Origin of the sequence: Flavobacterium yafengii, assembly GCF_030010375.1 — a bacterium.
In the GTDB taxonomy this organism is placed as follows: Bacteria; Bacteroidota; Bacteroidia; order Flavobacteriales; family Flavobacteriaceae; genus Flavobacterium; species Flavobacterium yafengii.
In genome coordinates, this window is record NZ_JASCRY010000003.1 from 553,503 (window position 1) to 567,095 (window position 13,593).

General features: G+C 34.1%; 7 protein-coding genes. All 7 read right to left on the minus strand.

Going from position 1 to position 13,593, the window contains the following annotated elements:
* Positions 1 to 14: 14 nt before the first annotated feature.
* The 7 genes from QLS97_RS12705 to QLS97_RS12735 all read right to left on the minus strand — a co-directional run bounded on the left by QLS97_RS12705 (position 15) and on the right by QLS97_RS12735 (position 13,547).
* Positions 15 to 1,394 (minus strand): M28 family peptidase, encoded by a 1,380-nt coding sequence (locus QLS97_RS12705; protein ID WP_282717140.1) that lies wholly within the window; start codon positions 1,392 to 1,394, stop codon positions 15 to 17.
* Positions 1,395 to 1,629: 235 nt separating this feature from the next.
* A complete protein-coding gene (bglX, locus tag QLS97_RS12710; protein WP_282717141.1) occupies positions 1,630 to 3,930 on the minus strand; it encodes a beta-glucosidase BglX in 2,301 nt (766 codons plus the stop codon).
* 1 nt (position 3,931) lies between these two features.
* On the minus strand, positions 3,932 to 4,633 hold the full coding sequence (locus tag QLS97_RS12715; protein ID WP_282717143.1) for a carboxylesterase family protein: 702 nt from the start codon (positions 4,631 to 4,633) through the stop codon (positions 3,932 to 3,934).
* 6 nt (positions 4,634 to 4,639) lie between these two features.
* Entirely contained in the window at positions 4,640 to 6,013 is a 1,374-nt protein-coding gene (locus QLS97_RS12720; RefSeq protein WP_282717145.1) for a glucoamylase family protein, read from the minus strand.
* An 82-nt stretch (positions 6,014 to 6,095) separates the two neighbouring features.
* Positions 6,096 to 7,553 carry a RagB/SusD family nutrient uptake outer membrane protein gene (locus QLS97_RS12725; protein ID WP_282717147.1) on the minus strand — a complete coding sequence of 486 codons (1,458 nt, stop codon included), beginning with the start codon at positions 7,551 to 7,553 and terminating at the stop codon, positions 6,096 to 6,098.
* Between the two features lie 4 nt (positions 7,554 to 7,557).
* Positions 7,558 to 10,554: a SusC/RagA family TonB-linked outer membrane protein gene (locus QLS97_RS12730; RefSeq protein WP_282717148.1), complete on the minus strand. Its 2,997-nt coding sequence runs from the start codon at positions 10,552 to 10,554 to the stop codon at positions 7,558 to 7,560.
* 242 nt (positions 10,555 to 10,796) lie between these two features.
* Positions 10,797 to 13,547: a helix-turn-helix and ligand-binding sensor domain-containing protein gene (locus QLS97_RS12735; RefSeq protein ID WP_282717149.1), complete on the minus strand. Its 2,751-nt coding sequence runs from the start codon at positions 13,545 to 13,547 to the stop codon at positions 10,797 to 10,799.
* Positions 13,548 to 13,593 lie beyond the last annotated feature (46 nt).

Below are 13,593 nucleotides of genomic sequence, written 5' to 3' on the forward strand. Positions count from 1 at the left end.
CAAATTTGGTGTTTTTATTTTACAATTCCATTCTGATCTATCAGATACAGCAATGAAGCCATAGTAGCCGCTCCTAATTCTAATTCTCTTTTATTGATAGCATCAAAAGTGTCATTTGCAGCATGATGATAATCAAAATAACGTTGTGAATCTGGTTGTAATCCAGCTTTTACGATGTGATTTGATTTCAATGGACCAATGTCAACACCAGAATGTCCTTTTACAAATTTATGAACTAAATACGGTTCGAATAAAGTTGCCCAACTACTGATTTTATTGAAATTTGCTTCATCAGCATCAATTGAAAAACCTCTTGGTGAAAATCCTCCTGAATCACTTTCTAAAGCAAAAATATGGTTCTCTTTATTTTTATTGGATTGATCTTCGTACTCTTTTCCGCCGCGAACACCGTTTTCTTCATTCATGAACAATACCACACGAAGCGTATTTTTAGGTTTATATCCTATATTCTTAAAGATATTCAATACTTCCATACTTTGCACACATCCAGCGCCATCGTCATGAGATCCGTCCCCTAAATCCCAAGAATCAAGATGTCCTCCAACGACCATTATTCTTTCTGGATGTTCTGAACCCGTCATTTCACCAACAACATTATAAGACAAAACATCATCAAATGTCTGACACGATTGTTTTAAATAGAATAGTGCGTTGGGTTTTTCTTTTAAACTTTTACTTAAAAGTTCGGCTCCATTTGTACTAATCGCAGCAGCAGGAATTCGTTGTTCTTTTGAAATTTCTCCATAATTGGTTGCACCGGTATGTGGAAAATCATCCAATCGCAAATTCATTGATCTTACGATAACGGCCAATGCACCCAGTTTCCCCGCTTCTTTTGCGCCTGAGGATCTTTGGTCCACACAACTACCATACGCTTTGAAAGTTTCTATGAATTCAGGATTCATAGGCCTGTTAAAGAAAATAATTTTCCCTTTTACTTTTGATTCCCCTAATGCTATTAATTCTTCTAAACTGTTTACTTCAATTATTGTCGCTTGTAATCCTTTTTTTGGAGTGGCAACAGAGCCGCCAAGCGCACATATTGGAAAAGTGATTTTTTGATTTCCAAATTGTAAATAAGCGATTTCTTTTTCGCCCCTAACCCATTTTGGAACCATCACTTCCTGAAGGTATACTTTATCTAATCCAAGTGTTTCCAATTGCGCTTTGGTATACAAAACTGCTTTTTCTGCTCCAGTTGAGCCCGATAATCGAGAGCCAATTTTATTAGACAAATGGTCTAGCCATGGATAACATTTAGCATTCGTTAAGGAAGATTTATAAATTTCCTTCATCGTTTGTTCTTCTTTAGTTTGAGCAAAAAGAACAATTCCGTTAAGGAATAGTGCAACACATAAAATTGATTTTCTCATAATTTAATACAATGATGGTTTTAATTTTTCGGTTTCAATAGGAACGGCAATTTCGTGATTCTTAATGAATATTTGATAGCAGATTAAAAAAAAACTAATAAATTATTTTTCTAGATTTATAAAAAAACAAACAAAAGCCATTGATCTTCTTGGCGCTTTTAAAAGCATTTTTTTCATAAAAAAACCCTTCGATATAAATACCGAAGGGCTGATCATAAATAAACAAACCAAACATTTACTTAATCAACACAAAATCAACTTTATTATCAGTGCTGGAATCCGTACCTACAAAAACTTGAAAAGCACCCGGTTCAGCAATAAATTGTAAATCAGAATTATAGAATTTTAGTTCTTCAACAGAAATTTCGAAAGTTACTGTTCTTTTTTCTCCTTTTTTAAGGACTACTTTTTGGAATCCTTTCAATTCTTTTAGAGGTCTTGTAACCGATCCTACTAAATCTCTTATGTACAATTGAACTACTTCTTTCCCATCAAAATTTCCAGTATTTGTAACATCAACGCTAACCATTACTTTTTCGATGAAATTTATTTTATCAGATGAAATTTTCAAGTTTGAATAGCCAAAAGTGGTATAACTCAATCCAAAACCAAAAGGATATAAAGGCTCATTTCTTTCGTCAATATAATTCGATCTGAATTTTTCAAACTTCCCTTCTTTATTCGCAAGTGGTCTTCCGGTATTTTTTTGATTGTAATAAATAGGCACCTGACCTACGCTTCTTGGAAATGTAGCTGTTAATTTTCCGGAAGGATTTTCATTTCCAAACAAAACGTCAGCGATAGAAGCTCCAGCTTCGCTTCCTGCAAACCAAGTATTCAATATTGCCGGAACAGTTTCATGTTCCTGAACCAATACCAATGGACGTCCTGTAAACAAAACCAAAACAACTGGTTTTCCTGTTTTCAATAATGCTTGTAATAAGTCTTTTTGAGCTTGTGGTATTTCCAAATTAGTTCGGCTGCTGCTTTCTCCGGACATTTCTGCTGATTCCCCTAAAGCGGCCACAATAACATCAGATTGATTGGCTATTTTCAAGGCTTCCGCCAATAATTCTTCGGTAGTTCTGCTATCGCGGTGCAACGTTTTTCCGAACATAGTTGCTTTTTCTTCGAAAGCTGCATCATAATCCAAATTGCTTCCTTTGGCGTAAAGCACTTTTGTAGCATCACCGGCAACTTCTTTGATTCCGGCTATTAATGAAATGGATTTATCCATATTAGTAGCCACACTCCAAGTACCCGCCATATTTTCTTTGGCATCAGCCAATGGGCCTATAACTGCAACTGTTCCTGATTTTTTTAAAGGAAGCAATTGATTGTTGTTTTTTAATAAAACTAAAGATTGTGCTGAAATAGCTCTAGCTTCTGATCTGTGGCTTTTTGTAAAGACTTCAGTTTTTGCTCTATTTTCATCACAATACTTGTAAGGATCATGAAATAATCCCAAATCATATTTGGCATTCAAAATAAGGCGAGCCGCATTATCAATTTGTTCGATACTCACTTTTCCTTCTTCCAATGATTTCTTCAAAGTAGTAAGGAAACCTTCACCCACCATATCCATTTCAATTCCGGCATTTAATGCCAAAGCTGATACAGTTTGTAAATCCCCCATTCCGTGTTCTATCATTTCAGGAATTCCTGTAAAATCAGTCACCACAAAACCATTAAAACCCCATTGTTTTCTCAACACATCAGTCATTAACCATTTGTTTCCGGTAGCGGGAATCCCATCAATTTCATTGAAAGACGCCATAACCGAACCAACTCCGGCATCAATAGCAGCTTTGTATGGAGGAAAATAATCGTTGTACATTTTTATTCGGCTCATATCAACCGTGTTGTAATCACGTCCTGCATCTGGCGCGCCATACAAAGCAAAATGTTTCACACATGATAAAATGGTATTGTTCTTTGACAAATCATTTTGTTGGTACCCGTTGACCATTGCTTTCGCAATTTGGCTTCCCAAAAACGGATCTTCACCCGAACCTTCTGAAACTCTTCCCCAGCGTGGATCACGAGAAATATCAACCATAGGAGAAAAAGTCCAGTTGATTCCATCGGCACTGGCTTCCTGTGCTGCAATTTGAGCACTTCTTTCAATTAATTTCATATCCCAAGTACAAGACAATCCAAGCGGAATTGGAAAGGTTGTTTCATACCCGTGAATAACATCCATTCCAAAAAGCAACGGAATCTTCAATCGGCTTTTTTCGACAGCAATTTTCTGTACTTCTTTTATTTTCTGAACTGATTTGATGTTGAATAATCCGCCAACTTTACCTTCTTCGATATTTTTAGCTACATTAGAACTACTGGCAGCACCAGTTGTAATATCACCAGAAGTTGGTAAATTCAATTGGCCAATTTTCTCTTCCAAAGTCATTTTCGAAAGTAATTCAGCTACGAATTCTGTTTTGGGTTTGATTGTAACTGCCTTTTTAGTTGTCTTTTTTTGGCTGTAGCCAAAAAGTGAAAAGCCAATAAGGAATATAATAAGTTTAATTTTCATTTTATCTGTTTTTTGTTTGTTTGAACATCCAATCATAAATTTCTTGGTTGTCATATACTCTTGTCCAACTATCGTGATTTGCATCATCAAAAATCGTTAGTGCCACATTCATATTACAGGTTTTCAATTTTTTATACATCGCAATCGAATACTCTACATTCACGACATCATCCAGTAAACCATGGAAAATCCGAGTTGGAATGGCTGCGATTTTACAGTTTTCTATCATCGGAATTCTATCCACATATCCGGCAATAGGAACTAATGCGGCAAAGGTTTCAGGATGTGCAAAAACTAGATTCCAAGCGCCCCAAGCACCCATACTAAGACCTGTAAGATAAATTCTGTTGCTATCGATATTGTTCTCTTTTTGAATTTTTAAAATCAAACGATATACAACTTCTTCATTCCAATATTCATTCTCCGGACATTGCGGTGCCAGAACATACGCATCTAATTCCTGACTTTTCAAATACTTGAATGGTCCATGCGCTTTTACTTTTTCGATATCGGTTCCTTTTTCACCAGAACCATGAAGAAAAACAATCAGCGGCTTTTTTTCTTTAGTATTCTTTGGAATATGCAAAGCAAAAGTTAATTCGCGTTCTTGTACGATTTCGGTTTTTATAGTACCAATTACATCACTTTGTGAAAAGGAATTCCACGATACTAAAAAGGCTGTTGCTATAATTAGATGCTTCATATGCAATTAGAAATTATACTTCCCAGAATGAAAGCCAAGGTTAATTAAACCTTGTTTTACCTCTGGTGCATTCATGAATAAATTCCATATTAAACCAGTACGATAATTTTCTAACATAACCATTTCCGGTCCTTGATCAATAGCTAAATACCGTTTTGTTGTCCATTGATACTGTAAACTGTGAGCGTCATAAAATCCAGCAACACCAAAGGTTTCCGCTTTATGATTTTCATATAAATTTCTTATAAATATTTTTGATTCTGTAGGAGTATAAACGATTGAACTTATTCCCGCTGTAGGAGAAACAACCCCTTTATCATTGCTTGGCATATGTGCATCATAGCCTACTGAGCCATCCATATTTCTAGAATAGGAAGCTGTTAAACCCCAATAATCAGCACCATATCCTTTATAATTCTTAGGATTAGCAATTGCGTATAAATAATTGATTTTAGTATGATTCGAATTTAAATCCCAATAATTAGCATATTTATCGGTTAACTGATTTGGGTCTAATCCTAAATAAGAATAATGAGCCCAGAATAAAGGTCCTCCAAATTCTTCAGCTCCATTGTGTTTTAAAATCAATGGCAAATTGTATTTGGTTTTGGTTGAAACTATGCCTCCATTTCTTGCCCATCCTTCATGATAAACTGCAGGAGTTATAGGGTGTGATGGCGAAGATGCTGCCATGACATACGTAATCAAACATTCATTATAACCTTCTAAGGCAAAATTCATATCCCAGTTGTAATTAGGAGACCAATGCCAGTATAATTTATTCTGATTGTTCGTGTACCATTTCCAATCAATTCCTTTCCAAAGTTCATCAAATTTTTGGCTGACGGCCTTTTCATCGGCTGTTCCGTTTTTGAGGTATTCCCTGACAACTATAAAACCGGCTGCCAAAAAAGAAGTTTCTACTAAATCACCTCCATTATCTTTTATCCCAAAAGGTTTTACTTTACCAGTATTTCCATCAATCCAATGTGACCAAGCTCCATGAAAACGATCTGCATTAGCAAGGAAATTGGCGATTTTATTCAATCTTTTGATACCTTCCTCTTTCGTGACATAGCCTCTAGACATACCTGAAACTATTGCCATCAATCCGAACCCGGAACCTCCGGTGGTAACCACATGAGCATCATTTTCAGGATAAATACCGTCAGGATGGTAGCGTTCCCGTGCCAAACCAGAATTTGGCTCTACATATTCCCAAAAATAAGCAAAAGTTTGCTTCTGTACGAGATCTATAAGTTCCTCATCTGTTACTTGCACAATAGGAGTTTTTGCTTTTTCACTTTCATTTGATTTATCACTATAGGAGCTGCAACCGAGAAAAGTAAAAGCTATAAATAAAACGGAGATTTTAATCATCTTTGGATTTTAAACAATTTATGTTATTTGAAATAAATCTCCCTTCTGCTCTTTTTTTTTGCAGAAGGGAGATTATTATCTTTTAATTATACCCCGAGTTTTGACTTGACAAACCAGCAGCTTGTCTAATAAAAGAATCCGGTATAGGAAATAACTCGTTTTTACCTACAGTAAATGTTTTACCATCAACAGCAAATGCAGCTGCCGCTTGTCCTGTTCTTACTAAATCAAAGAATCTGTCGTGCTCAAAAGCCATTTCTACTCTTCTTTCTTTCCAGATTGCAGTTTTTACATCGCCTTGAGATACCGCAGTTGTATTTGCTAATCCTGCTCTGTTTCTGATTTGGTTCAACAAAAGAATAGCCGCCGGAGTTTGGTTCAATTCGTTTAACGCTTCAGCTTTCATTAAAAGTACTTCAGCATATCTCAAATATTTAATATTTACATCTGTTTCCCAACCATCTGTAAAAGCAGAAGAATATGCTTTAAAGTTGTATCTTTCATTTTCAACAGTAACTGGTACTACTCTACCATCGTATAAGGTCGTTCCTCTAAAAATGATTGTTGCATTTTTTCTCACATCCCCTACTTCATAAGCGTTTACCAAACTTTGAGATGGAGTATTGAATCCCCAACCCCATCCACCAGCACCACGAGCTCCTTGACTAGCTGAATACCCTTGAATCCCTTTTGCAGGAACTGAACCTACACCATTGATTTCAAAAATAGATTCATCGCCGTTTTCTCCCGATAGTCTAAACATAGCAGCGTAATCTGGAACAATAGAATAACCTGTAACCAAATTGCAATTGTCTACCACTTTTTGCCAGTTTTTTTGATATAAATTTACTTTAGCCAATAAAGCATGGGCTGCACCTTTTGAAGCTCTTGCTTTTTCATCAGCTGAATACACTGATTTATTAGGCAATACTGCAATTGCATCATTCAAATCGCTTTCGATAAAAGCATACACCTCAGCAGCAGTTTTACGAGTCAACAACATTATTTTATCCTCTTCAGATGTAGGATTTGGTAAATGATCTACAATAGGTACACCACCATACGCTTTTACTAATGTAAAATACATAAATGCTCTTAAAAATTTAGCTTCCCCAAGTAGCCTCGCTCTTAAATTTGCATCTGCTTTATCTAATTTAGGAATAATATTTAAAGCTTGATTGCATCTGTTAATTCCATCATAATTGGCATTAAAAGTACTTTCTACTGAAGGGTTTGATGCGTTGTATGTTAATGCATCTAACACATCTTTATCAGTTCCTGTGTCTCCAGGAGATGAGCCCTTATCGGCATCGTCAGAAGTAATGCTTGAGAGTCCGATCCAACCAAAAGAAGTCATATCCCAATCTAAAAATTTGCTATAAATTGAAGTTACAAAAGTGGTTGCACCAGCGTCATTATTGAACAATTCAATATCTGTTGTAGAAATAGATTCTGTTTGGTCTACATCTAAATAATCATCAGCACATCCCGAAAAAAAGCAAGCGGATAACGCGAACATTGTTATATATATCTTTTTCATAATATTAAAATTTTAAATTAGCACCAATAACGAAAGATCTTAACGTAGGATAAGCATCCAACTCAATTCCTTGATTACCGTAAGGATTACCATCTCCATTTAGTTCAGGAGAGAAACCTGAGAATTTTTGGGTGATAAATGGATTTATAGCATTCATATATATCCTGCAATAGCTTAAAAATTGATTTTCCTTCATTGGAACTTTATAACCTAAAGTAATGTTATTGACTCTGAAGAAATCACCCGATTCTAAATAGTATGTAGAAGCAACCGGCACTTGATTGAATGGAGCCGGATTTGAAGCATTTGTATTACTCACACTCCAGAAGTCTGTAGCTAATGATTGCTCTATATTTTCGCCTGTAAACCGTTGTGCTTTTTTACCATTGTAAACTTTTGCCCCACCTGTACCATATCCGTCAACAGAAAAATCAATGTTTTTATAGTTTAAACCCACTGTTACCCCATAATTAGATTTTGGTAATATTGAGCCTGCATATTTTTTATCATTAGTTGCAGATAAAGCATCTTGAGTCACTTTTGCACCACTTGCATTATAATATAACATTTTACCATTTGCAGGATCTATACCAGCAAATTCATAGATATAAAAACTTCCCAGTGGCTGACCTACAGAGGTGCTATTAAGCAATTTAGTATCCTGACCGTTACCTAAATTACCTCCGATAATTGGAGAAATATCAAAATCCTTCAAACCTGAAAGTTTATTTATATTTTTTGAATAATTTCCTCCAACCCAGTAACTCAAGTTGTCCGTTAACTTATCATCCCAACGCAATGCAATTTCATACCCTTTGTTAGATACTTCCCCTACATGTCCTGGCGTAGCTACAACAATTCCTGAAGTTGGATAAGGTCTCACATTCAAAATTACATTTGTTGTGTTTTTTTCATAAACATCAAAAGATCCTTTTAATCTCTTATTCAATAATTCAAAATCTAAACCTACTGAAGTTTCTTCCGTGATTTCCCAAGAAAGACTTGGATCTACTTGAGAATTGACTGTAGTTCCTTCATTTAATATTGAACCTCCTAAATAACTGGTAAGTCCTGATGCATAAGCCTGGTTGTTAAGCGGTACGGTTTGATTTCCTAATCTACCCCAACCTCCTCTTAATTTCAACAAGTCTATTCCTGTTGCATTAGCCATAAATTCTTCTTTGGTAATAACCCATCCTAAACCAAAGGCAGGGAAAGTTCCCCAACGATAATCTTTAGCAAAATTAGAGGAACCATCACGTCTGATTGTTCCTGTAATTAAGTATCTGTCCATTAATTTATATTGAAAACGACCAAAGTATGATGCCAATCTGGTTTCATTGAATACTTCATCTCTATAACTGATTACATTCGCTACATTATCAACACCTGCTAATGACCAATAATTAGAATTTGCATTGACATTCTTTCTTCTTATCGTCAATTTTTCTCTTGCTCCTTTAACGGATGTTTCGATACCTGCAGTTAGTTCAACATCATGAATTTCATTAAATACTTTATTGTAGGTTAAATAATTTGATAAATTCCAATTAAAATATTGCTCTCTTCCTTTAGTCAACTCATTAATATTCGTTGGCAAAGTATTTCCTGGACTTGGATCTCCAGCAATATCAATAGTTCTTGTATCATCAAAATTATATTGCTTCCAAGAATAATATTCACCATTAAACTGTGAGGTAAATTTTAATGATTTTAAAATATCGTAATCTAATTTTAAACCTCCTTGTAAACTTATACTACGTTGTTCTTCATCATAAAAGTCTAATTGAGCAACTGGATTTCCAACATTATTAAAAGAAGAACCACTCGTATTAGCTACACCATTAGCATCTACAAAAGAAACCCCGTATTGACCTGATGCAAAACGTACCGGAACGATGGGAGATTGTTTGTAAGCGTTAGTAAAAGCACCTAATGGTTTTGGACTTGAATTAGCTGATGTAAAACTAAAGTTTTGATTTAAAGTCAATTTTTTAGAAATTTTATATTCGTTGTTATTTCTAAAAGTAAAACGACTATAATCAAGACCGTTTAAAATTGCTTTTTCTTCATAATTCCCAATACTGAAAAAGTATTTTACACTCTCGGTTGACCCAGAAATGGATGCATTATTTTGAGTGTAAGAACCTGTTCTTGTAATAGCATCTAACCAATTTGTATTAACAGGTTGATTTTCAGAAAAAGTAGTGTTGTTTAAAGCAGCATTTGAATATCGGGCATATGCCTCACTTCCTGCCATTTTTACCGTTCTCAATGGTTTTCTAAAACCGGCAAAACTTTCAAATTCAACTAAAACCTTGTCTCCTTTACCCTTTTTAGTCGTAATTATGATAACACCGTTTGCTGCTCTTGTACCATAAATGGCTAAGGAAGATGCATCTTTCAAGATTTCATAAGAGGTAATATCATTTGTATTTATGTTATTGATATTATCAGTAGGCATTCCATCTACAACATACAAAGGAGTTCGTCCACCTAAAGCAGTACCCAAACCTCTAATAATTACCGAAGGAGTACTTCCTGGTAAGTCTGAAGAAATTACCTGAACACCTGCCGCTTTACCTTGTATGGCTTGGGAAGCATTCAATACTTTGGTTTTAGATATTTCCTCTGCTTTTAATGAAGTAATTGCCGTAGTGTTGTCAATCTTTTTTCTGGTTCCATAACCAATGATAACCACTTCTTTTAATTCAGTGTCTTTGGATTCTTGTAAATTTATGCTCATCGGTGCTGCTGTTGCAGGAACAGATAAAGCGTCAAAACCTACCATGCTAATTTTTAATACCTCACCTACTTTGGCATTGATACTAAAATTACCGTCAAAATCGGTATCAGTTGAAGTTTTAGAATCAGCCGCAACTATCATGGCTCCTGGAATACCAATTCCATCTTTATCTAATACTTTTCCCTTAATTACTTGTCCAGACATGTATGCCGGTAGTAAAATGAGTGCTAAAAAGCTAAAAATAATATTTCTCATATATTAATGATTTGTTAAAGTTAGTGGAGCCAAAGTAAATAATTACAACGTTATAGTAAGCAAAACGGCGATACTACACGAATACATCAAAATAGTAAAACACAATCATAAATCTATGTATTACTGCCGATAAGAGCGGTTATGAGATACTACACTACATCTATATGATGTAGTAATGATGTGTTGCGATTCCGTAATAAATATGCTGAAATAATATAGTATCTATAAAAAATAAAGCTTATTTATACAGTTAATAAAAATTTAGAAAGATTTTCATCTTGAACAAGGTTTAATTTCTTTCTTAAACGGTAGCGATGCAGTTCTACACCTCTAAAAGAAATATTCATCATGGGTGCAATTTCCTTGGACGAAAGATTCATTTTTAAGTAAATACAAAGCTTAATATCCTTTGAAGTCAGGTTCGGATATTTTTTTGAAAGGTTAATTATAAATTCATTGTGGATTTGATTCAAATTTGTTTCAAACGTTTCCCATTCATGCTTGTTAACAGAATTGATTTTTATGGCTTTTTTAATTTCACTTTTCAGTTTATTAAAATCCATATCTGAATCCAGAATACTTTGAATATTTTCAATCATTTCACTTTGTTTCGCAATCGAAAGTGATTTACCGGCAACCTCTGAAGATTTAGATTGCAATTCTAGCTCTAAAATATGTTTTTCATATTCTTGAATATTCAATTCGTTTTCTGCCTTCAATTTCATCTCCAGAATTTTCTTTTGATGTTTTAACTCTTCGTCACGCAACTCCAGTTTCTGTATGTATCGCATTTTATTCCATTTGTAATACAGATACAGAATACCTCCAATCACAACTAGATACAGTAAAATCATCCAAAGAGAAAAATACCATGGCTTAGCCACTACAAATTGAAAGTTGGAAATTTTATCATAATTCAGTCCATCATGAAAATAAACGGCAATCTCATTGGAACCACTATTCAAATTATTCAAAACAATCAAACCTTCATTCACAGGAATAAATTCTTTGGCACCATTGATTTTATAAAATAAATTAGGTCTTGTTGCTCCAAAAACACCTGATAATACATGTATGCGAAGTTCTGAATTGTATGGAATCTTTGATTTATTTTCAACCAAACCATCATTAACAAAAGCTTCAACGCTTATATTCGATTCTTTCTTGTTTGTATATTTTAATTGCAACGAGATAAAACCATCATCCAGATTCAACAGATAATTGTCTTTGTTTTTGAATACTTTTAAATTGTCATTAATGATTTTTCCTTTGTAATATTTCTCTTGAATAATAGTGCGAATAAATTTATTGTCATGAGCATAAATGTGATATAAAAGCCCTTCTTGTAGTATCAGAAAGTGATTTTCATCAATAGAAACAATGTTTGATACATTTTTGAAATTAGTATTAAACAATTCATTTTCTTCTAATTGATTCGTGATTGAATTATAAGTATACCAAGATTTATTAATCAAAAAAAGGATTTCATTTCTGAACTCAAATATTTTTACTCCAAAATCATTACTTATCTTACTGTGCTGGGTAACATTCTTGATATCGGTTGTTTCGTATGCATCATTATACAAAATTCGATACAAACCTCTATTATTATCCGCAGCCCATATTTCGTTTTTCCGGTTTTGGGCAACGTATTTTATAGGCTTCAGTATTCCTTCGATAACAATCTTTTGATTCAAATCATTACTGTCATTATAAATGATTACACCGCTGTATGTTGCTTGCAAATATGAATTATTGATACTGCTTTTTGCTAAATTCCAACCTCCATTTATCGTACTTAATTTAGAAAATAATCCATTCTCGTAAACAAAAGTCCCTTCGTTGTGACCTATCAGGTATTTGTTATTTATTTTACTGATGTTCCAAGCTTGTCCTTGTGTATTGGGAATTAACGAAAGCAGCTTGTCTTCATATTTAAAAACGCCATGATTGGAAGCCATCAAATAGCCTTTTGGAGTACTTGCCACGGAATAAACGGAGCCTAAAATCCCTGAATTATCATAAAAAATAGAAATAGGAGAATTAACCTCGATATGAGCAATTCCGTTGTCTAACCCCAACCACAAATCATTTTCTTTATCCAGGCCAATACTCAAAATGGAATTGTTCATCAATACATTATTTCGATTGATGTTTTTATACGAACCAGAATTCAAATCAAAAATATAAACCCCTTTATTAGCCGTTCCTATGATTAATTTGTTGTTTTTAATAAATTTGGCAACGTTGATATTTGCTGCTTTCAAAACATCATTTAATGAACTTTTCCAAGCACTCAGAATACCATTTTCTTCCACATAAACCCCATTTTTTTTAGTAAAAAAATACGTTTTGTTTTGGTGTTTTTCAATAGCATGGATGACGTTATTCTCTAAAACGGACCAACCTTCTATCTTTTCAAACTTGGAATTCTTCATTTTATAAATTCCTTTTTCCACCGAAGCAACTAGCAATTCATTACCAACCGCGAAGCAATAGGAAACCAGAAAATCAAACTTGCTTTCTTTAATTACTTTTCCGTCAAACTGGAAAAGCCCATTAAAAGACTGAAAGTAGATTTTATTGTTAAATTTAAATATCTTCCAAATCTCTTCATTATCACTGTCGTCAAAAACTTTGGTTTTATTAAAATTGGAAATAGAAACGTAAAGCATCTTTCCTTTTTCTCGGAACCAATAGCCAAATTCTTTATAAGAACCGGTGTAAATGCGGTCACCGTCAACCATTACAGAGCGAATAATCGTTTTGTTTGGCAAACTATATTTCTCCCACTTTACGCCATCATACCGCAATAAATAATAATTATTGGCAAAATACATGGCGTTATCATTTCCTTGTGCAACACTCCAAATCTGATTATCGCCTTGATAATCAGATTTGCTGTAATTCTCTACAAAAGGGAGTAATTCCTGTGAATAAAGTGGAAATGAGATTAAATAGAGTAGGATTATTGTTGTAATTCTTGCTTTCAAAATGTGGTATTTTATATCCAAATATAATTAGATTTCTCAAATAAAA